At 71.7% G+C, this 21559-nt stretch carries 13 protein-coding genes; 3 read left to right on the top strand and 10 right to left on the bottom strand.

All coding sequences use genetic code 11. The annotated features are described in order from the left end of the window. Nucleotides 1-36 precede the first annotated feature (36 nt). The gene (locus B7R87_RS01490; protein WP_006350882.1) at nt 37-1191 is read right to left on the bottom strand and encodes a S8 family serine peptidase; all 1155 of its coding nucleotides are present in this window, start codon (nt 1189-1191) and stop codon (nt 37-39) included. Between the two features lie 311 nt (nt 1192-1502). Here B7R87_RS01490 and B7R87_RS01485 point away from each other — a divergent pair, with 311 nt between their 5' ends. Further along, entirely contained in the window at nt 1503-4805 is a 3303-nt protein-coding gene (locus B7R87_RS01485) for a right-handed parallel beta-helix repeat-containing protein (RefSeq protein WP_006350883.1), read from the top strand. A gap of 45 nt (nt 4806-4850) precedes the next feature. Here the strand turns inward: B7R87_RS01485 and B7R87_RS01480 are convergent, their stop codons facing one another. The 4 genes from B7R87_RS01480 to B7R87_RS01465 form a co-directional block, all read right to left on the bottom strand. Then, complete coding sequence (locus B7R87_RS01480; protein ID WP_006350884.1) at nt 4851-5396, bottom strand: SMI1/KNR4 family protein; 546 nt, start codon at nt 5394-5396, stop codon at nt 4851-4853. A gap of 27 nt (nt 5397-5423) precedes the next feature. After that, nucleotides 5424-10169: a DUF6531 domain-containing protein gene (locus B7R87_RS01475; RefSeq protein ID WP_006350885.1), complete on the bottom strand. Its 4746-nt coding sequence runs from the start codon at nt 10167-10169 to the stop codon at nt 5424-5426. A 114-nt stretch (nt 10170-10283) separates the two neighbouring features. Continuing rightward, a complete protein-coding gene (locus B7R87_RS01470; protein ID WP_006350886.1) occupies nt 10284-11579 on the bottom strand; it encodes a right-handed parallel beta-helix repeat-containing protein in 1296 nt (431 codons plus the stop codon). A 270-nt stretch (nt 11580-11849) separates the two neighbouring features. Then, nucleotides 11850-13250, bottom strand: coding sequence for an isopeptide-forming domain-containing fimbrial protein (locus tag B7R87_RS01465; protein WP_006350887.1), 1401 nt, complete (start codon nt 13248-13250; stop codon nt 11850-11852). Between the two features lie 604 nt (nt 13251-13854). Here B7R87_RS01465 and lysA point away from each other — a divergent pair. Beyond that, entirely contained in the window at nt 13855-15207 is a 1353-nt protein-coding gene (gene lysA / locus B7R87_RS01460; RefSeq protein WP_006350888.1) for a diaminopimelate decarboxylase, read from the top strand. A 28-nt stretch (nt 15208-15235) separates the two neighbouring features. Continuing rightward, on the top strand, nt 15236-16159 hold the full coding sequence (locus tag B7R87_RS01455) for a LysR family transcriptional regulator (RefSeq protein WP_006350889.1): 924 nt from the start codon (nt 15236-15238) through the stop codon (nt 16157-16159). 111 nt (nt 16160-16270) lie between these two features. On the opposite strand, the gene B7R87_RS01450 is transcribed toward B7R87_RS01455, so the two are convergent. From B7R87_RS01450 to B7R87_RS01430, 5 genes are read right to left on the bottom strand one after another with little or no spacing between them, the layout of a single operon-like run. Beyond that, entirely contained in the window at nt 16271-17116 is an 846-nt protein-coding gene (locus B7R87_RS01450) for a serine hydrolase (RefSeq protein ID WP_078902466.1), read from the bottom strand. Continuing rightward, a complete protein-coding gene (locus B7R87_RS01445) occupies nt 17113-18783 on the bottom strand; it encodes an N-acyl-D-amino-acid deacylase family protein (protein ID WP_006350891.1) in 1671 nt (556 codons plus the stop codon). The genes B7R87_RS01450 and B7R87_RS01445 overlap by 4 nt, the downstream gene beginning before the upstream one ends. After that, nucleotides 18783-19556: an amino acid ABC transporter ATP-binding protein gene (locus B7R87_RS01440; RefSeq protein WP_006350892.1), complete on the bottom strand. Its 774-nt coding sequence runs from the start codon at nt 19554-19556 to the stop codon at nt 18783-18785. Before B7R87_RS01440 ends, B7R87_RS01445 begins: the two co-directional genes overlap by 1 nt. Further along, the gene (locus B7R87_RS01435) at nt 19553-20527 is read right to left on the bottom strand and encodes an amino acid ABC transporter permease (RefSeq protein ID WP_100249292.1); all 975 of its coding nucleotides are present in this window, start codon (nt 20525-20527) and stop codon (nt 19553-19555) included. Before B7R87_RS01435 ends, B7R87_RS01440 begins: the two co-directional genes overlap by 4 nt. 16 nt (nt 20528-20543) lie before the next feature. Then, nucleotides 20544-21461: an ABC transporter substrate-binding protein gene (locus tag B7R87_RS01430; protein ID WP_006350894.1), complete on the bottom strand. Its 918-nt coding sequence runs from the start codon at nt 21459-21461 to the stop codon at nt 20544-20546. Nucleotides 21462-21559: the final 98 nt, after the last annotated feature.

Genomic DNA, 21559 nt, shown 5'->3' with positions numbered 1-21559 from the left:
GCGCGGGCGAACCGGGAGTCCGCCGAAAGAGAGGCCCTAGCCCGCCGGGCGCCAGCCGCGTGCCTTGCCGAGCGGGACGACGACCATCGCGGCACCCACCAGCAGCACCAGCACCAGGGAGCCGCCGCCGATCAGCAGGGCACGGCTCCGGGGCCCCGCCGAAGCGGAGGCGGGAACCACCGCCGGATCGGGGCTCTTCTCGGCCGGCGCCCGCTCCGCCGCGAGCAGCGCCGTCAGTCCGGCGTAGACGTCGAGCCGGGGCGTGTGCTCGGGATAGGCGGCCTCGGTCAGACGGCGCGCGGTCGCGACGGCGTCGAGATCCGGGTGGTAGGCACGCAGCAGCGCCGCAGCCCCGGCGACATGCGCGGCGGCCAGCGAGGAACCGGAACCGATGAAATGGCCCGGCCCGCGCACACCGATGCCGACGACGGCGTCACCGGGGGCGGACAGATCGGGGGCGAGCGCGAGAGGCGCGTTCTCCGGCCGCCTGCCGTCGGGCCCGTGATCGACCACCGACAGCACCCGGGGCTGCGCGGCAGGCCAGTAGGGACGGGCCCGGGTGTCCGGCCGGCCGTCGGCACCCCTGGGGGCGGTGTCCGGCACGGCAGGTGCGACGACGAGGACGTCCTTGCCGGCCGCGTACGCCACCGCGGCGGTGAGTTCCGCGCTGCCCGCGCCGAGCGCCTGCCCGACGTAGACGACCCGCGCTCCCTTGTCCACGGCGGTACGGATGCCCCGTGCGATCAGCCCGGCATCCGGGACACCCCGGGTGTCGGTGCCGCGGACGGCGAGGATACGGGCCGCGGGAGCGACTCCGGTGACATGGCCGCGGCCCGTGGGCGCACCGGCGATCAGCCCGGCGGCGAAGCTGCCGTGCCCCACACAGTCCTCACCCGCCCCGTCCACGGCGGTCACCCGGCCGTCCAGCGCGGGAACCCGGGCACCGACCCCGGTGTCCACCACCCCCACCGTGACACCGGCACCCCGGGTGAGCTGCCAGGAGCGGGAGAGCTGCAGCGCCCGATGGGTCCAGGGACTCATCTGCGCGACCTTCGTCGAGGCGGTCGCACACGGTTCCTCGGCGGCCATGCGCTGGCGCAACGGGGGCAGGGTCACCGGATCGCCGCTGTCGGCACCCGCGGACGGGACCAGCAACAGGGCGGGTATCGCGGTGACCGCCGCGAGAGTCATGACACGACGACAACGGTCCAACGGCATACGGCACATGCTAGGCCGTCTCCGCTAAGTCCCGCCTGGCCCGCGACGCCCGGCACGCACACTCTCCCCCTGTGCCCTTCGGGCACGGGAGGTGCCCCCAGCGTTGTCGGGATTTCCCGAGTACGTCCAGTACGAGGGAAACCCTCCGCCTTGCGATTGCACGCACCGGACGCCGCAGGCCCCGCCCTTCGGGCGGACGGCGCTACTTTGCGGAGACGACCTAGGCGACCAGAAGACACCACCGGACGGGCCCGGGGCGCGGCCGGCACACAGGAGGGGCGAGCGTGTCACGGCAAGTACTGACGGTCGGTCAGGAGCAGTCGGACGACTTCCGGACCATCGGCGAGGCACTGGCCGCGGCGCGCACGAGCGCCGTGATCCGGGTCCAACCCGGCCGGTACGCGGAGAACCTCACCGTGCGCACCCGGGTCACCATCGTGGGCGAAGGCGACCCGGGCGCGGTGGAGATCTGCCCCCGCCGCGGCACCGCCGTCACCCTGGTCGCCGACGCGGTCCTCCTCACCGACCTGGTACTGCGCGGCGGCAGCGAGGACGTCGCCGTGGTCGACGCACCACGCGGCCAGATCGCACTGGACCGCTGCACCGTCGCCGGCGCCGGCTGGACGGCACTCCTCGCCCGGGAGACCGGATCACTCGCGATCCGCGGCTGCCGCATCACCAACCGGGACGGCGCCGGGATCGTCGACACCTCCACCAAACCCAGCATCATCGAGGACTGCGTCCTGGAGAACCTCGGCTCCTCCGCCGTCGTCCTCAGCGAACAGGCCGACTCCACCGTGCGCGACTGCCGGATCCGCGACGCCCGCGGCAACGGCGTCCTGGCCAACGGCGAGGCCCGCGGCACCGTGGAGTCCTGCGACTTCAGCGGCACCGGCAAACCCGCCCTCGCCCTGGAAGGCGCGAGCACCACCCGCGTCCGGCACACCACCGTCCGGGACTGCGCCGTCGGCATCCACCTCAGCAGCGCCGCCCGCCCCGTCCTCGAAGACGTCACCGTCTCCGGCACCACCGGCCCGGGCATCGCCCTGTCGGAAGGCGCCGACCCACTGCTGCGCCGGTGCACCACCACCCGTACCAAAGGACCCGGCCTGCTCGTCGCCGAACGCTCCCGGGGCACCTTCGAGGACTGCGCCTTCGACACGGCCGCCGCGGCCGCGATCCGGGTCACCGACGCCGGCTCGCCCGCCTTCCTGCGCACGACCGTCCGGGACTGCGCCGACCCGGAAGCGGCCGTACAGCTCACCGACCACTCCACCGCCGAATTCGACCGCCTGGAGATCCTCGCCCCGCACGGCAGCGGCGTCTCCGTCCGCTCGCACGCCCGGCCCCTACTACGCCGAACCCTGGTCACCGACGCCGGACGGCACGGCCTGGAAGCGGGCGACGACGGCCGTGGCCGACTGGAGTTCTGCGTCGTGGAACGGGCCGCCCGGGCCGGGGTGCGCGTCGCCGACGGCGCGCAGGCCGAATTCGACGACTGCGCGCTGCGCGCATGCGGCGACGCCGGGATCTCGGTCGGCCGGGACGGCGTGGCCACCGTCCGCGATACCGAGGTGGAGGGCCCCGGCTCCTCCGGAGTGCTGGTGGAAGACGGCGGGGAGGCCGCCCTGACCCGGGTACGGATCTCCGGAGCCACGGCGCACGGAGTGCTGCTCGCCGCGGGAGCCCGCGCCGAACTGAAATCCTGTGAGATCTCCGGCAGCGTCGGCGACGGCATCCGCGTGGACACCGCGGAGCAGGTGACGGTCCACGGCTGTACGGTGCGCGACAACCGGGGCGCCGGACTGACCGGGACCCGGGCCGGGGACCGGCTCGAAGTGCTCGACCTGACCAGCGCGGACAACGGGGCCCCGGACACCTGGGGCCTCGACGCCGCGACCGCAGGACCCACCGGCGCACCGGCCCGCCCCGACGACGGGCCCCGGGACCCGCTGGAGGAACTGGAGGCGCTCATCGGGCTGGACGGCGTCAAACACCAGGTGCGGACGCTGGTCAACCTCAACCAGCTGGCACAGCGCCGCAAAAGCCTGGGCATGCCCGTCCCGTCGATGAGCCGCCATCTCGTCTTCGCCGGACCGCCCGGCACCGGCAAGACCACCGTGGCCCGTCTCTACGGCTCCGTCCTGGCCCGGCTCGGCGTCCTGCCGGAAGGCCATCTGGTGGAGGTCTCCCGCGCCGACCTCGTCGCCCAGGTGATCGGCGGGACGGCCATCAAGACGACGGAGGCGTTCAAGAGGGCCATCGGCGGTGTCCTCTTCATCGACGAGGCCTACACCCTCACCACGGGCGGCCCCTCCAACGACTTCGGCCGGGAAGCGGTGGACACCCTGCTGAAGTTGATGGAGGACCACCGCGAGGACGTCGCCGTCATCGCCGCCGGCTACTCCTCCGAGATGGAAGGCTTCCTCTCCTCCAACCCGGGCCTGGCCTCCCGCTTCACCCGCACCATCGAATTCGGCAACTACTCCGTCGACGAACTGGTCACGATCACCGAGAGCATGTGCCGCGCCAACCTCTACGAGCTGGGCCCCGGCACATCCCGGGCGCTCGCCGCCCACTACGAGACCATGGAACGCGGCGCCGCCTTCGGCAACGGCCGCGCCGCACGACGGGTGTTCGAGGAGATGGTCGACCGGCAGGCCGTCCGGCTCTCCACGATGGACGAACCGGCCGAACGCGATCTGACCCTGCTGCTCCCCGAGGACGTCGCCGACTCCGCGACGGCCCCCCGGAACGAGGCCGAGGACCGGGAGGCCATGCTGGCGAAGCTGGACGGCATGGTGGGGCTGCGCGCCGTGAAACGCGAGGTCACCGATCTGGTCAGCCTCCTCGCCACCGCCGAACAGCGCGCGGCCGCGGGACTGCCCGTACACCGCGTCAGCCGCCATCTGGTGTTCTCCGGCTCCCCCGGCACCGGCAAGACCACCGTGGCCCGGCTCTACGCGGGCCTGCTGGCGTCGCTGGGCGTCCTCTCCCGCGGCCAACTGGTCGAGGTGGCCAGGGCGGACCTCGTCGGCCGGTACGTCGGCCACACTGCACAGCTCACCAAAGAGGTGTTCCACAGCGCGCTGGGCGGTGTCCTCTTCATCGACGAGGCCTACACCCTCACCCCCGAAGGCGCGGGAGCCGACTTCGGCCGGGAAGCCGTGGACACCCTGCTGAAGCTGATGGAGGACCACCGGGACGAGATCGTGGTGATCGTCGCGGGCTACACCGAGGAGATGCGCGGCTTCCTGGCCTCCAACCCCGGCCTGGCCTCCCGCTTCTCCCGGTACGTGGAGTTCGAGGACTACTCCACCGACGAACTCCTCACCATCATGGGACACCAGGCCGAGGAGAGCGGCTACACCTGCCCCGCCCCCACCCTCGACGCGCTGCGCACCAGGATCGACGCGACCCCGCGCGGCCGTACCTTCGGCAACGCCCGGCTGGCCCGCCAACTCCTGGAGACCATGATCACCCAGCAGGCCCGCCGTCTCACGGCCGTCGACCGCCCCGGCATCGACGAGCTGCGCACCCTGCTGCCCGACGATCTGCCGGCGGCGGCTTCGGACCTGCGCGCCTGACACCGGCCGGCGAACCCGCCCGGCGGGGGCGCCGGGCACCCGGGGTCAGAGGATGTCGCTGTTCGCGTCGAAGGAATGGGCGGGCAGCGGGAACTCGTCGAAGTAGAAGGACCGGACGTCCCCGGTCAGGAGCCCGGCCAGGAACGCGCCGCAGGACTGCGGATGGCTCTCCCACTCGGGGCCGCGTCCCTCGTTGAGGACGACGGTCCACTCCGACGGCTCCTGGCCGGGCCGGACCAGCCAGTACAGGTAGTGGCCCGCTTCCTCGACCGTGGCCCACGGGATGAGCCGGGTCCCGCTGTCCCCGATTTCGGCGGGCCGGGGTTCGCCGGAGGCCCACAGATCGGCGAGGATCCTGCCGCGCTCCTCGGTCTGGGCCAGGAGGTCGTAGTCCTCGTCCTCGCAGCCGGGCGCGAGGACCCAGACGGTCTCGTCGAACACCCCGCCGCCGTAGACCTCGATGAGCTGCTTGTAGTCGTCGGGCAGGGGTGTGCCGAGCACGGCCTCGACCCGGTCCCAGTCCGGAGCGGCGGGAGGGTTCCCGGGCGGGGGGACGAGGCCGGTGAGTCGGGCGACGGAGGGATCGGTCACGGTATTTCTCCGGATGAAGTCGGATTGCTAGCGATTTGCCGGTTTGGGGACGTTGAGGATGGATATCTCGTTGATGCCCTTGCCGCCTTCGTAGGGCTCGAACTGGAATCCCTTGTTGCCGTAGACCTCGATGTTCAGCGCGATCGGTACGACGTCGGTGGGATCGTCGGTCCGGTAGACCGGCTTCACGGTGTACTGGATGGTCTCGCCGTTCTGGTCGACGGCCTTGCGGATCTGGTCTTCGATCTTCCTCATCACCGGGCTGTTCGCGAAGCGGTGCATGGTGACGAAGTTCCGGGCGTCCTTGTTCGACCCGCCGATCTGCGCCCCGAGCAGATGGGTCTTGTTCAGTTTCTGGTACTTCTGATAGCCGGGGACATTGACGGAAGGGTTGGTCTTGCCTCCCGTCATATCCGCTCCGATCGTCGCATGCATGGTGGTGGCCCGGCCGCCGGGCCCCGGGTCGCCGTAGAGTACCCGCCCGTTCCAGCTGACGTCGGCCTCGTCGCAGGGGGAGAGGCCGAGGGGATCCGCGTGCGTCAGAGGGTTGTCGACATAGCCGGCCGGGTTGGGCGAGGGGGCGAGCCCGAGCGGGTCGGGCGTCAGATAGCGGGCCGTCTCCGGGTCGTAGTGGCGGAAGTAGTTGTGGTGGAGACCGGTCTCGGGGTCGAAGTACTGACCGGGGAACCGCAGCGGTGTGTGCGCGGTGGCGTCGCTGTTCCACACGGTGGCGCCCCACAGCGTGGACCGGGTGTACCAGGCGACGGAGCCCGCCTCGTCCACCAGCTCCGTCGGGGTCCCGATGCGGTCGGTGACGATCGCGAAGAACCGCTGGTCGATGATCTCCTGCGGCGCGTCGGCGAGGGTCTTGGTTTCGATCTGGGTCAGCGGGGTGTAGCCGCGGTGGTCCCAGGTGAGTGTGATGTCCTCGGGCACGCCGTGGATACGGGTGGTCTGTTCGGCGAGGGTCGATCCGTCCCAGACGAACCGGGTCTCCTCGGCGACGGTCGTCCCGTCCGTGCCCATGCGCTGTTTGGCGATACGGCGGCCCAGCGGGTCGTAGCGGTAGCGCCACCGGGTCCCGTCCGGGGTGGTCACCGAGGTGAGTCGGTCCTCGGCGTCCCAGGCGTAGCGCCAGGTGTCGGGCTTGCGGGAGAGGCGCACCTTCTGCCGGAGCACCACCCTGCCCTGGGCGTCGTACTCGTACCGTACGTTGCCCGCGCGGCTGAGACGGCTGCCCTGGTACGACCGCTCTCCCCGGGCCTCACTGCCCGGATGCGCGTCCGGCCAGTCGGCGAAGGTCTGGTTGCCGAGGGCGTCGTAGGCGTAGGTCTCGTTCCAGCCCGGCGCGCTGACCGCCGTCACCCGGCCGGTCTCGTCGAGGGTGTAGGCGCGCCGTCCGGTCCGGTCGGTGACCGAGGCGATGGGGCCGTCGCTGCGGTAGGCGTAGGTGCGCTGCTGCAGCGGATCCGGAGACGCGGGGTTGTGAAGCGTCTGCGAGGTGAGCCGTCCGGCCGTGTCCCAGGTGTGGGAGAGGGAGAGGGCCCCGGGGATCCGGCGGTGGACCTCGCGGCCGGTGGCGTTGTACTCGAACGCGAGCCCGTGTCCGGCCGCGTTCAACGTCGCGAGCTGCCCGGCTGTGTCGTACGTGTATGTCGTGACCGTGCCCGACGGGGTGATGCGCCGGGTGCGCCGGCCCGCCTCGTCGCAGGCCGTGCCGAGGATCCGGCCGTCGATGCCTTCGGCGGTGATCCGTCCGGCCGGGTCGTAGGAGTAGGTGAGCGCGGCGTCCGGACCGAAGGCCCGTACCAGGCGGCCGCAGGGGTCGTTCTCGTACCGTACGGCTGCCCCGTCGAGGACCTTCTCGACGAGGTTGCCGATGCTGTCGTAGTGGTAGCCGGTCTCCTGGCCCGCGGCGTTGATCCGGGATATGAGCTGGCCCGCCGGGTCGTAGGCGTAGTGGCAGTCGTTGCCGTCGTAGTCCGTCTCGCCCGTCAGACGCCCTGCCGCGTCGTAGTGGTAGGTCCAGGTCGCGCCGTGGGGACCGGTGACACCCGTGAGCCGGCGCTCGGTGTCGAAGGTGTAGGTGTGCCGGGTCCCCTCGGGGGCGACGGCCGTGCGGGGAAGGTCGAAGTGGGTGTACGCGTACGACGTCGCCCGGCCCAGCGGGTCGGTGTGGGTGAGGCAGTTGCCCTCGCCGTCGTAGGTCCACCGCTCGCTGCTGCCGTCGGGTCCGGTGCGGGCGGTGAGGAGCCCTTCGACCGACCACGACAGCCGGGTCGGGCCGCCGAGCGGGCTGGTGATCTCCGAGGGATGGCCGAAATGGTCGTGCTGTTGACGGGTGACCGCCCCGGCCGGTTCGGTGATCGTCGTGGCCAGGCCCGCCGGATTCCGTGCGATCCGGATCGTCCGGCCCAGCGGGTCGGTGACGGACGTGAGCGCGCCACGGCCGTCGTGGGCGTACGTCATGGTCTCGCCCGCCGGGTTGGTCAGCGAGGTCCTGTTGCCGTATCCGTCGTAGCCGTGCCGCCAGACCGCTCCGTCCGGCTCCGTGAGGACGGAGAGTTCACCGAGGTCGGTGTACTCGGCGGTCGTACGGTGGCCGTCCGCCCTGATCACCGCGGTGGGCCGCCCGTCGCCGTTGTACTCGATGTGCGTGGACCGGCCCAGCGGGTCCGTCACGGACACCGCCCGGTCGTCGCTGTCGTACTGCGTCAGGAACGTGTGTCCCAGCGGGTCCGTGACGGCGTGGACCCGCAGGCGTTCGTCCACCCGGTAGACGGTGGTGGCGCCGAGGGAGTCGGTGTACTGCGTGATACCTCCGCCGGGCTCGGCGGCGGGTGTGTACACGAACGCAGAAGACAGGAAGCCGTCGGGGCCGACGGTGCGTACGACGCGGCCCGCGGTGTCGTAGACGTACCGGTAGGTGGAGTCGTTGCGGTCGGTCCAGGAGGTGATGCGGGCTTCGGTGTCGTAGGTGAAGCGGAGGGGGAGGTTGGAGGAGTTGGTGACGGCGTCGAGGTTGCCGTCGCCGTCGTAGCCGTACGTCATGACGGTGACGGGGCCGTCGGGGGTGCGCAGGGCGATGCGGTGGACGCGGGTGTCGCGGACGGTGACGGCGATGCGGTAGCCGGCGTCGTGGACGATGCGGTCGGGGGCGCCGTCGGGGCCGCGGTGGAGGGTGATGCCGTTGCCGTGCCGGTCCTCGATGCGGGTGAGCCAGAAGGCGGTCGAGGAGTGGTAGGGGCTGCCGGTGAAGGTGCGGACGAGTCCGGTGCGGGGGTCTGTGACGGTGTACGCGGTCTCCGCGCCCGACTCGTCGGTGCCGCCGTGCGTCAGCGCGAGCCGGTCGCCTTCCAGCGGCAGGACGCCGGTCGGGTCGCCGGGCGCGGGCAGGGCGGGGTAGACCAGGACGGTGCCGTCCTCGCGCGCCCACAGGGCGCCCAGCCCGCGGGCGTCGAACTCGATGCGCTCGTCGAGGGTGGAGGCCCAGCTCCGGCCGAACCAGTGCCCGTAGCGATAGCCCGACAGATGAACCCGCCGCAGAACGAGCGGCAGGGTCCCGGGGAGGGACAGATCGGTCTGCGGCAGCAGCATCTCACCCGTCGCGATGTCCACGGGGTCCGTCGCACAGGTGCGCTGCGCGGGCGAGATGCTGTTGGACCGGGCATTGAGCTGAGCGCCGTTCAGGGAGTTGGGCTTGGTCCTGGTGTCGTCGGGGTTCTTGCGGGCGGGGCCGCCGGAGTCGCCACGGCGCCCGCCGAGACCGTCGGCGTCGCCGGACCCGCTGCTGTTGACCTTGTTGACGTTGTCCCGGGCGTCCTGGTCCTTGCCGCGGTGGATCTTCGACCCCTGGCCGATGGCGTCGGGCAGATCCTTGCCCACATGCTTGCCGATATGGTCGTGGCCCTTGGTGAGCTTCTCGAAGACTCCGTCGAGGACGCCGTCGAGCGCGGCGGTGAGGGAGTCCCTGCCCTTGGCCCGGCCGTGGTGCCCCTTGGCCTTTCCGATCTTTCCGGCCGCCCGGGTCTGCATCGACACCTGGACGTTCGCGAGCTTGCCGCCCGTGTTGCTGTGGGCGTCGTGGTCGATGACCGGACCGCCGCCGGGACCGGGGGCGGTGGGCCCGCCCGCGGAGTTGAGCTGCAGACCGTCCTTGCCCGCCTGCATCGCCCGGTCGACGTCGATGCCGTCCTGCTGCCCGGTGACGTTCATCGTCGTCTGGATGACGAGATCGGTGACGATGCTCTCCAGGGCCGCGACCGCGGGCTGGGTCAGCACCGCGGTGATCTCCGCGACCGCCGCCTCCGCCATCTCCTTCAGGATGGCCTTGAACGCCGCCCGGGTGATCGCGATCTTCCCGCCCGCCAGCAGCGTGGTCAGTCCGAAGGTGAAGGGGGCCGCGGCCAGGGCGATGCCGACCGTGGCGCAGAGATCGGCCAACTCCCCGACCGCCGCGATCTTCCGCGCCACGATGATGTCCGCGATCCGGTCCAGCGCACCGGCGATGATGCGCGCCGCCTGCGCCAGGTCCTTGTTCTTGCGGAGCACCTTCTGCCAGTGCTTCTCCAGCGCGGTCAGCGATTCGCTCGACCCCGACGACAGCAACTGCTGAACGTGCTGGTGCGCCGCGTGCGCGTCGTCGTCCGCGTCCTCCGCGAACTCCCGCAGCTCCTTGGCCATGTCCCGGTAGGCGTCCTCGTCGACATTCGGCCATCCGACGCCCACCACGTCCAGCATGGTGTCGACACCTTCGGGAATCGTGTATCCCATAACACCAGCCCCCGCTGATTCCACAAAAGATCAAGAACATCCAGAATGTCACGCCGCCCTGAGGCGGCACACACCGGATTCGGCCATGGCGGGGCTCAGGGCCGGTCCGCCTCACTAGGGGGCGAACTGGTAGGCGCCCGCGTCGGGTTCCGTACCCGATATCGGATCGCCCGCGAGGTCGGTGGAGTAGCCGACGGGCACGCCTCGGCCGATCGCGGGGCTTGCGACGGTCAGCCGGAGGTCGGTCGGGGAGACGTAGGCCGGGTCGGCGTGGACGGACTGCGGGCCGAGCTGGAACTGGGTCTGGGTGCCGAAGTAGACGCCGTTGTCCTCGTCGGCGCCGGTCCCGTCCTCGTAGCCGGTCTTGCCGCCGGTCCTGATCACGTTGTTGCGGAGGGTCAGGATGCCGGGGGAGCAGCCCGCGTAGCAGACCCAGCCCTGGGCCTGTGCCCCGGGCAGATCGACCGAGTTGTTGAAGGCGCGGGTGCCGTTCACCGGCCCCACACCGGTTCCCGCGCCCCGGGTGACCAGGAAGGCACTGGCCGGGTGGACGGACGTGACCGCGTTGAAGGCGAAGGTGTTGCCGTCCGCCGTCCGGCCGAGTCCCCTGCCGAGTTCGGTGAAGGTCTCGTTGTCACGGGAGACGTTGTACTCGACGCGGTTGCGGTCCCCGTTGAACACCTCGACCGCGGCGCCGTCGTGACCGAAGTCGTAGCTCACGGCCCGGGATCCGGTGATGAGATTGTGCGTCACCAGATTGTCGTCCCCGTTCAGCAGGATGCCGAAGGCCCCGGAGTCGTCCCAGCCGCCGGGTGTGTTGACGCTCATCTTGTTGTTGTCGGCGAGGGTGCTGGAGCGGACGGTGTTGTGGTGCGCGGTGTCCGCGATGGAGACCCCGGCGACATTGCCGCCGGCCCGGACCGACGTCAGGACGTTGTGGCTGCCCCTGATCTCGAACCCCGCCCACTGGCAGCCGGCGGCGTGCAGGGCGCCGATGCGCCAGTACGAACCGTCGACGCGGACGCAGTCGGTCACCGGCCCGCCGACGACCGGGAGCGCGGCCGAGGCGTCGCCGTACGCGGTGACGGTGATGGGCGCCGCCGCGGTGCCGCTGGCGGTCAGCAGCAGGGAACCCGTCCAGGTCCGGCCGCGGCGGAAGGCGATGGTGTCCCCCGGGGCCGGTGCGGCGGTGTTCACCCGGGCCAGGGTCCGCCAGGCCGCGGTGGCCTTCGTACCGCTGTTGCCGTCGTTCCCCGATACGGCGTCCACGTAGTACGTCGTCCCGGAGGCGACGGCGGCCGGGGTCGTCCGGCCGAAAGCGTGCGCCCCGGGTGCCGCGCCGAGTGCCGCGGCCAGGGTCACGGCGAGGGGAAGTGCCAGGGTGCAGCTTCTGCGTGCGGGCAGGTTCACAGGTCCTCCAGGATCCTCGGGCCGGGCGGGCCTCGCCGGGACGGTCGCCAGCCTGGGGTCTCGGTGCGGGGCGGTTCAAGACCGGTGCCGTCCGGGACAAGTCGGTTCGCTGTCCCGGCTGGTCACCGCTGAGGGCCCACCCCTGTCCTGGGAGTTGTCCGGTGCTGTGCGCCCACCGGGCGCGGTACGGCGGCGGGGACCGGACCGCGCCCGGTGATCCGGCCGGAGCGGAAGGGGGCTCCGGCCGGCCCGGGGCGACAGCGGGCGGGACTACTCGCCCGAGGCGCAGGGGTCGCAGCAGGAGGGGGCCGGTTCGACGCAGATGGTGACGGAGTCGGTGTTGTCGGCGGGGTCGGGGTCCTTCTCGACGGCGGTGACCGTGGCGGTGTTCTCGACCGGTCCGGTCCTGGTGGCCTTGGCGCGGAGCACGAGGGTCGCCCGGGCGCCCTCGGCCAGGGTGCCCACGGCCCACTGCCCGGCGGCCGGGTCGTAGGTTCCCGTCGAGGCCTTGGCCGACAGGAAGACGAGGCCCTCGGGGAGGCGGTCGGCGACGGTGACCCCGGTCGCCCGGTTCGGGCCGTTGTTCTGGACGGTGATCCGGTAGGTCACGGTCTGTCCGACGGTGACGGTGGTCGCGTCGGCCGATTTGGTCACGGCCAGATCGGCGGCCGGCTTCACCTGGGTGATCTGTTCGTCGGAGGTGGCGGTCAGCGGCTCCGGCTCGTTCCCCAGCCGGTTCTCGTACGTCGCGGTCGCGGTGTTGGCGATCTGCTTGCCGCCGGAGGCCCGGTCGATGACGACCCGGTACTCCACCGTCGTCCCGGCCGGGAGGGCGAGCGTATTGGGCAGACTGCCGCCCTGTGCGGCGGAGGCGCCGTTGCCGAGCCGGAAGACGACTCTGTTGGTCCCGGCGTCGTAGGAGCCCTGGTCGTCGCCCTGCACATCGGTCTTGACACCGGTGTTGGGGCCGGTCACGACCCGCAGGGAACCCGGCAGATACGTCGTCCCGGCCGGGACGACGTCGGTCAGCACGAGGTTCTCGGCGTCGCCGCCGCCCTCGTTCTTCGCGGTGATGCGGTAGGTGAGGGTGTCGCCCACCTCCAGCGGCCCCATGGGAACGGCGGACTTCTCCAGGACCAGATACGGCGCCGTCCCGAAGAAGATGCCGTCCAGGAAGTTGCCGATGCCCCGGTTGCCTCCCGCCGCCGAGATGGAACGGAAGGCGAAGCGCGTCACGGTCTGGCCCGCCGGGACGGTGTACACGCCGTTGTAGCGTCCCCAGGCGGTGTTGCCGTCGGTGAAGCGCCGCTGTTCGACGGTGGAGCCCGGGGCGCCGATGTCCAGCGCCATGGTGTCCCTGCCCTGCCGGCCGCGGTGGTACAGCCGCCAGTACAGCTTGGTCCCCGGCGAGGTGGGCAGGTCCTGGTAGAGCGTGGAGACCTCGTTGGCGTTGAGTTCGGCGAACTGGGCACCGTCGGCCGACGGAACGCCCTGGAAACCCGAATGCCAGATTTCGATCATGTGGTCGGAGGCCGTCGTGAGCCAGCCCGGGACCCGCCCGGACACCTGGGTCTGCGAGGCGTCCGGCAGAAACGCCATATCGGTGACGGCGGGATTCTCGAAGCTGCCGTTGACCAGGGCGACACGGAGCGGAGCGGAAGGCGTGGTCATGGTTCTCCCCCTTCGATTCGGCGCTGTCGGAAGGCACCGCCGGCGGACCGCACCAGAGGTACGCCGCAACGGAGCCACAACAGTGAGTAGCGAAACGCGCCGGGCACCGGTACGTAAAGTGACGAAGAGGCGGCTTCGGTCAACCTTGAGCCAGAGGTTTGCCCCGGGTGACATCGGAGACCCTGCCCCGGCTCCGCCGTCCGGGCCGGGCCCGGACCGCCCCGCCCGCCCCATGGGCACCCCGGCGCGCAGCGGACCCGCCCCGTCCCGGCCGAAAGCTTGCGGCCGGGACCCGCCTCTCACCCCCTCCAAGGGTGAATCGGAGGCGAACAGGTTGACGTCGCAAGGGTGTCCGGCAGCCGTCCCGGCCGGTGTCGCGCAGCTCCGCGAACACGGTGGCCGCGTCCGGCGCCGCCGGATCGGGACGGATGTACGAGTGCTCCCCGATCCGATGGCGGGGATCCGGCCGTGCCCCGATCGTGAACCGGCCGTGCGAGCCCGGCCCGAGCCACGGTTTTCCCGATGCTCACCCCCGGAAGAATGCGCTTTTGCCGCCCCCGGTCAGGGCTGAGGATGAAGGAGAGTCCGATCATGGGGAGGAACCATGTCAACCGCCGTCTCTCCGGACCTGCTGCCGCTCACCGCGACGGACGGCCCCTCCGGGCTGGCCGTCGGAGGTGTGCCGCTCGTCGAGCTGGGACGCAGGTTCGGGACGCCGTTGTTCGTGTACGACGAGGAGCATCTGCGCCGCCGGTGCCGGGAGGCCGTCGCCGCCTTCGGCACCGGGAACGTCGCCTATGCGTCCAAGGCCTTTCTCTGCACGGCGATGGCCCGCCTCGCCCATGAGGAGGGGCTGCTGCTGGACGTCGCCTCCGGGGGAGAGCTGCGGGTGGCCCTGCACGCGGGCGTACCCGGCGACCGCATCGTGCTCCACGGCAACAACAAGGACGACAGCGAACTCCTTGCCGCGGCCGCCGCCGGGGTCCGGCACACCGTCGTCGACAGCTTCGACGAGATGGACCGCATCGAACGCCTCCACGCGACCGCCGGGCTCGCCCCCCTCCCGGTCGTGCTGCGGATCGCACCGGGCGTCGCCGCGGGCGGCCACCGGTCGATCCGTACCGGCGGCACCGACTCCAAGTTCGGATTCGGACTCGCCGGAGGCACCGCGGCAGCCGCCGTGCACCGCGCCCGGAACTCCCCGGCGATGGTCCTCGAAGGCATCCACGCCCATGTGGGCTCCCAGGTCCTGGACGCGGCCGAACTGGCCGACGGAGCCGCGGCCACCGCCCGGTTCGCCGCCGAGACCGGGGTCCGCGGACTCACAGTCGGCGGCGGACTCGGCGTCGCCTACGAGGCCGGACAGCGGGTACCGGAGTTCACCGACTGGGCCGCCCGGGTACACGCCGCCGCCCGGGACGCGGGCTGGCGGGGCGAACTGACCGTCGAACCCGGCCGGTCCATCACCGCCCGGGCCGGACTCACCCTCTACCGCGTCGGCACGGTCAAGCGGATCGAAGGCGTCCGGACCTATGTCAGCGTCGACGGCGGAATGAGCGACAACCTCCGCCCCGCCCTGTACTCCAGCCGCTACGAGGCCTTCCTGCCCCGCACCCCCTATGCCCAGCGCCCGCTCCGCGCCCGCCTGGTGGGCAAGCACTGCGAGAGCGGCGACGTGATCATCGACGATGCCGCGCTCCCCGCCGACCTGCGGGTCTCCGATCTGCTCGCGACACCGGTCACCGGCGCCTACGGCTACGCCATGGCCTCCAACTACAACAAACTGCCCCGCCCCGCCGTCGTCTTCGTCCGCGACGGAGAGGCCCGGCTGGTCGTACGCCGCGAGACCGAGGACGACCTGCTGCGCCTGGACGTCACCGAACCTGCCGCCACCGCCCCGGCGGCGGAAACCCGGCGGGCGGACCTGGTCGCGGCCCGCCGCCCGGCCACCGCCTGATCCGGAAGAAAGGGCTTAACCTGGCGCGATGCTGAACAGTGGCCGTCTGCTCGTCCTTCTGGAGATCGCCCGCCGGGGCACCATCGTGGCGGCCGCCGAGGCACTGCACCTCAGTCCGTCGGCGGTCTCCCACCAGCTCGCCAAGCTGGAGCAGGAGGTCGGGGTCGCGCTCGTGGAGCGCGCCCCGCAGAGCCTCAGGCTGACCGCCGCCGGACGGAGACTGGCCGAGCACGCCCAGGCCGTCGCGGATCTGATGGCCGTGGCCCAGGACGATCTCCGCGGCCACTCCATCGGCGAGGCCGGAATCCTGCGGGTCGGCTTCTTCGCCTCCGCGGGCCTGGACCTGCTGCCCCGGGCCCTCGCCGCATTCGCCGGCAGCCGCCCCCATGTGGAGCTGGAGCTGATCCTCGGACAGCCCCACGAACTGGTGCCCGATCTGGAGGCCGGCCGCCTCGACGCCGTGGTCGTCTTCGAGCACCCCCTCGACCCCTGGTGCCGGCAGGCGCCCGTCGACGTGGAGATGTTCTTCGACGAACCCCAGCTGATCGTGGTGCCGCTGCGGCACCGCCTCGGACGGCGGTCCGTCGTCCGGCTGGCCGCGCTGGAGGGCGAGAGCTGGATCGGCACCCGGGGCGGCAGCAGCGGCGAACCCGTACTGGAACGGGCCTGCGCCGTCGAGGGCTTCCTGCCGCGGGTCCGCTGCCGCAGCGACCACTACCAGGTGACCATCAACCTCGCCCGGGCCGGTATGGGCATCGCCCTGGTGCCCGCACTGGGCCTCGGCGACACGGCCGGTGTGCACGTCCTGCGGCTCGACCACCCCCAGTTGCACCGCCGGATCGGCGTGGCGACCCGCCGCACCAACGAGAACCCCCTGCTCCGGGCCTTCCTGACGGACCTGCGATCGGCTGCCGAGGAGGTCGGGGCGCTGCTGGGCGCGCAGTGGACCTGACCGTACGCACCGGCCCGGCCCCCGTGCGTACCACGGCAGCGGCAGCCGCGCCCGACACGGAGAGAGGGCCCCGGACTCCGTCCGGGGCCCTCTGCGTATGCCGGTACCGGGTCAGAGCCCGCCCGGGCCCGCGGCATAGTCCGCCAGGGTGCGCCCGACGTCCCGGATGGCGCGCACCGCGGCCCGCTCCGTACTGGCGCCCAGCGCCGTGTCCCAGTGCGCCACCACCGCGTACGCCACCCGGCGCTCCCCGACGAAGACGCCCGCGTCGCTGCGGACCCCGGGGTCCGTACCGGTCTTGTTGGCCAGCAGCAGCCCGCCGGGCAGCGGATCCGGGAAGCAGGCCGCGTACGGGTCGTGGGAGACCAGCGCGGGGGCCAGGGTGTGGTCCGTGTTCGACCGCATCCAGCTCAGCAGCCGCCGGGACGCGCCGGGGGAGACCAGGCTGCCCCGGGCCGCGTGGGCGACGAGTCCGGCGAGTGCGCGGGCGGTGCCGGTGGCGAAGACCGGCGGAACGTCCGGGCCGCGGACGTCACGGACCCGGTCGTGGACGGTCAGCGCCCCCAGGGACAGGCTCCGGGCCAGCCGGGCCGTCGACTCCGGTCCCACCAGCCTCAGCAGGGCGTTCGTCGCGGTGTTGTCGCTGACGGAGGCGGTCAGCCAGCACAGGTCCTCCACCGTCCAGTCGCGCCGGCTCAGCCGGACCAGCAGCCCGGTGCCGTGCACCACGTCGTCCTCCGTCACGGCGACGGCCGCCGCGGGGTCCAGTTCGCCGGAGTCCAGCCTGCGGGCCACCTCCGCGAGGAGCAGCAGTTTGGCGGCGGACGCGACGGGCAGGACGGCCGTGTCGTCGACACCGGTGCTCCTGCCGTCGTCCACGTCGATCGCGGCGACGGCGAGGACCAGCGGAAGCGCGGCGGCGCTGCGGGCGGCCGCGGCCACTCGTGCCAGGGTCACGGCACCCTCACCACCCTTCCCGCGCGCTCGTCGGTCGGACGGCCGTCGCGGACCGCGATCCGGCCGTCCACCACGACCGTACCGATGCCCTCGGGCGCCAGCAGCGGCCGGTCGAACGTCGCCCGGTCCCGTACCGCTTCCGGGTCGAGGACGACCAGGTCCGCACGGGCCCCGCCGGCGATCGTGCCGCGCCCGGCGAGCCCGAACCGGCGCGCGGGCAGACCGGTCATCTTATGGACGGCGGCCTCCGCCGAGAGCAGTCCCTCGTCCCGCGCGTAGTGCCCGAGGACCCGGGCGAAGCTGCCGGCCCAGCGCGGATGCGGACGGCCCGGTTTGGGCACCCCGTCCGAACCGATCATGGACAGTGGGCTGGTGAGCACCCGGCGGACGTCGTCCTCCCGCATGGAGTGGCTGATGATGGTCACTTCCCCCTGCTCGGCGAGGAGCAGATCGCAGACGAACTCCACCGGGTCGACGCCGTTCGCGGTCGCCAGATCGGCTATCCGGTGGCCCTCGGCCGCCGGATGGCGCCGGGCGGCGGCGACGGTGATGAGATCCCAGCCGCCGTTGCCGACGGTGTTCTCCCAGCCGTCGACGCCCCGCGCGATGGAGGTACGGACCCGGTCGCGCACCTCGGGACGGGGCAGCCGGTCCAGCAGCGCCCCGATCCCGCCCTCGTTCGCCCACGGCGGCAGCAGGGCGTGGAGGACGGTGCTGCCCGCCGTATAGGGGTAGACGTCGCACAGGACGTCCACCCCCTCGGCCCGGGCCCGCTCCAGTACGGGCAGGGTGCGCACGGTGGCACCCCAGGCATGGCGCCCCGCCGTCTTGTGGTGCGAGATCTGGAGCGGCGCGCCGGACCGGCGGGCGATCTCCAGGGCCTCCTCCAGCGCGGTCTCCACCTGCGCCATCTCATCGCGCAGATGGGTGACGTACGGCTTGCGATGCCGGGCCGCGACCTCGGCGAGCGCCACGAGTTCACCGGTGGAGGCATAGCCGCCGGGCGGATAGATCAGCCCGCTGGACAGCCCGGCGGCGCCCCGGGCGAGGGCCCGGTCGAGGAGCCGGCACATGGCGCTCAGCTCGTCGGGCCGGGCCGGGCGGTCCTCGAAGCCCATGACCCCGGCGCGCAGGGTGCCGTGTCCCACGAGGGACGCGATATGGGTACGGCGCAGCGCGGGGTCCTGCCCGGCGGCGAAGCCGTCGAAGTCCTCGGCGGGCGGGACGGCTCCGAGGCCGAAGACGACCCTCACGTGGTCGGCGAGGCCGTCCAGCCGTTCCGGGAGCGCGGGGAAGAGGCTGCTGCCGCAGTTGCCTGCGATCTCGGTGGTGACGCCCTGGAGGAGCGGCGCGAGGCGCAGCTCCTCCACCGCGTCGCCGTCCCGGCCGCCGTCGCCGCAGGCGGCCAGCGCGTCGGAGTGGGTGTGCACGTCGATGAAACCGGGCGCGACGATCCGCCCGCCGGCGTCGACGGTCTCGGCGGCGCGGTGGCGTCCGTCCGGCGGCAGTACGGTGATCCGCCCGCCGTCGACGGCGATATCGGCCCGCCTGCGCGGTGCGCCGGTCCCGTCGACGACGGTGCCGCCGCGGATCAGCAGTTCGTAGGAGTGCCGCCCGGCGGTCGCGGGGGCGGGAGGCTGTGCCGGTACGGCTCCGGGGCCGCCCATCACAGGACCGTCGACAGGAAGGCCCGGGTACGGTCCTGCTGCGGGTCGCCGAAGAACCGGTCGGGGCTGCCCTCCTCGACGGCCGAACCCTGGTCCAGGAAGAGGACCCGGTCGGCGACCTCCCGCGCGAAGCCCATCTCGTGGGTCACCACGATCATGGTCATTCCGCTGCGGGCCAGATCCCGCATGACGCCGAGGACCTCCCCGACGAGTTCGGGGTCGAGCGCCGAGGTCGGTTCGTCGAAGAGCATCAGGGTGGGCTCCATGGCGAGGGCGCGGGCGATGGCGACGCGCTGCTGCTGGCCGCCCGACAGCTGGGCCGGATAGTGGTCGGCGCGGTCCGCGAGCCCGACGCGGTCGAGCAGCTCCCGGGCCCGGCGCTCGGCCTCCGCCCGGGGGCGGCCCTTGACCACCAGCGGGCCCTCCATGACGTTCTGCACCGCGGTGCGGTGCGGGAAGAGGTGGAAGCGCTGGAAGACCATGCCGATCCGCTCCCGCTGCTTCCGGATCTCCCGCGGCCGCCGTTCGCGCAGCACCTCGGTGGAGGTGCCGTGCGGTTCGTAGCCGACGAGTTCGCCGTCGACCCAGATCCGGCCGGCGTCGATCTTCTCCAGATGGTTGAAGCAGCGCAGCAGGGTCGACTTGCCGGAGCCGGAGGGGCCGATGACACAGAGCACCTCACCGGTCGTGACGTCGAGGTCGATGCCCTTGAGCACCTCGGTGTCGCCGAACCGCTTCCGTACGCCGCGGGCCTTGAGGACGATGTCGTTCACGCGAGGGCTCCCTTGCCGGTGCGTCCGGGCACGAGCTGGGTCAGAACCCTTCGGCGCAGCGGTGCGGCGCCGGGGTTGTAGCGCCGTTCGACGAAGTGCTGGGCGACGCTGGCAACCGTGGTGAGGACGAGGTACCAGATGGACGCCACCATCAGCAGGGCGATGACCTCGAAGTTCGCCAGATACAGATGCTGGGAGACGGTCATCAGATCGGAACCGGCGATCACCGAGACCAGGGAGGTGGTCTTGAGCATGGAGATGAACTGGTTGCCGAAGGGCGGGATGATCACACGCATCGCCTGGGGGAGGACGACCCGGGTGAGGATCTGCCGGTTCGACATGCCGATCGACTCGCCGGCCTCCCGCTGCCCGGGGTCGACGCTCTGGATCCCGGCCCGCACGATCTCCGCCATATAGGCGCCTTCGTTGATGGAGAGGCCGAGGAGGGCCGCGACGAAGCCGGTGATGACCGCGTTGGTCTGCCATTCCACGAGCTTGGGGCCGTCGAAGGGGATGCCGATGCCGATGACCGGGAACAGCAGCGCCAGATTGAACCAGAAGATCAGCTGGACCAGCAGCGGCGTGCCACGGAAGAACCAGGTGTAGGCCCCGGCGACGGTCCGGAGCACGGGGCTCTCGGAGAGCTGCATCACGGCGATGAGCACCCCGATGGCGATACCGACCGCCATGGAGATCAGGGTGAGCTGGACCGTCACCCACAGTCCCTTGAGGACCCGGTCGTCGAACTGGTAGTCGACGACGACGTCCCAGTGGAGATGCGGGTTGACGATGACGGTGTACGCCAGCCAGACCGCGAAGAACAGGGTGGCGAGAACGGCCAGCCAGCGCGCGGGCCGGGGCCGCCGGGTCACCCGGAGCGCGAGGCCGCCGGCACCGTCGGACGCCGTGGCGGAGGGTTCCGGCCGTGGTGTCACCAGCGCTGAAGAATCGTTTTTTCCGAGCTCGGTCATATCTGGTTTCCCCGCCTCACGTGCCGTCGTTGACGGTCGCCTTCGGCACGGCGCTGCCGCCGACCCCGTAGGAGTCGAGGACCTTCCGGTAACCGCCGTCGTCGATCAGGTCCTGGAGCGCCCGCTGGACGGCGTCGCGCAGACCGGAGCGGTCCTTTCCGACGGCGATGCCCCAGGGCGCCGTGCCGTACTGCTCCGGGAGCGCCTCGTACGTCCCCTTCTCCTTCACGAACATCGCGGCAACGGGGTAGTCGACGATGGTGGCGACGGCGCGGCCGCTGTCGATCTGGAGCAGCCCGGTCGGCGCGTCCTCGCTCTGCGAGATCCGCATCTTCTTGCCGCAGCGGGTGTTCTGCTCCTGGCCGATGGCGAGGTTCGAGCTGCCCTTGGCGAGGACCACGGCCTTGCCGCAGAGGTCCTCCAGCGTCTTGATGCCCTCCGGATTGCCCTTCTTCGTCATGATGACGCCGCCGGTGCGGAAGTAGTCGACGAAGTCCACCGCCTTACGGCGCTCGGGACTGTCGGTCATCGACGACATCACCAGGTCGAAGCGGCCCGACTTCAGCCCGGGGATCAGCCCGTCGAAGGCGGCGTTGGTCAGTTCGAGCCGCAGACCGAGGCGGTCCGCGACGGCCCGGGCCAGATCCGGGTCGACCCCGGTCAGCTCGGTGGTGCCCGGCTTGTACATCTCCATGGGCGGATAGCCGACGGCGGTGGCGACCCGCAGCACGCCCTTCTTCTTCACATCGGACGGCAGCAGTTCGGTGGCGCTCTTGCCCGCCGCGGCGGGTGCCGCCCCGCCCGAGGTCCCGCCCTGGTCCGAACGTCCGCAGGAGACGGTCACCAGGGCGGCGAGGGCCAGGGCGACGAAGGAGCCGGTACGTCTCCGGAACGGCCGTACCGACTGCTTTGCCTGCTTTGACTGCTCTGTCATCGGGTCTCCTTGTTTGCCTGAGTGATGACGTGCGCAGATGCTGACAGCCCGACGGCGGGGAGCGGAAGATGATGAAGCCATTCGCGGCTGAGCATCGT

This window comes from Streptomyces tsukubensis, assembly GCF_003932715.1.
In the GTDB taxonomy this organism is placed as follows: Bacteria; Actinomycetota; Actinomycetes; order Streptomycetales; family Streptomycetaceae; genus Streptomyces; species Streptomyces tsukubensis.
Note: the sequence above shows the minus strand (reverse complement) of the source record. Positions and strands in the feature narration are given on the sequence as shown.

Bases quoted from the DNA above. Each gene is read 5' to 3' on its own strand.
- B7R87_RS01455 (WP_006350889.1), top strand. From the start codon at position 15,236: ATGCTGAACAGTGGCCGTCTGCTCGTCCTTCTGGAGATCGCCCGCCGG.
- B7R87_RS01435 (WP_100249292.1), bottom strand. From the start codon at position 20,527: ATGACCGAGCTCGGAAAAAACGATTCTTCAGCGCTGGTGACACCACGG.
- B7R87_RS01465 (WP_006350887.1), bottom strand. From the start codon at position 13,250: ATGACCACGCCTTCCGCTCCGCTCCGTGTCGCCCTGGTCAACGGCAGC.
- B7R87_RS01430 (WP_006350894.1), bottom strand. From the start codon at position 21,461: ATGACAGAGCAGTCAAAGCAGGCAAAGCAGTCGGTACGGCCGTTCCGG.
- B7R87_RS01475 (WP_006350885.1), bottom strand. From the start codon at position 10,169: ATGGGATACACGATTCCCGAAGGTGTCGACACCATGCTGGACGTGGTG.
- B7R87_RS01445 (WP_006350891.1), bottom strand. From the start codon at position 18,783: ATGGGCGGCCCCGGAGCCGTACCGGCACAGCCTCCCGCCCCCGCGACC.
- B7R87_RS01490 (WP_006350882.1), bottom strand. From the start codon at position 1,191: ATGACTCTCGCGGCGGTCACCGCGATACCCGCCCTGTTGCTGGTCCCG.
- lysA (WP_006350888.1), top strand. From the start codon at position 13,855: ATGTCAACCGCCGTCTCTCCGGACCTGCTGCCGCTCACCGCGACGGAC.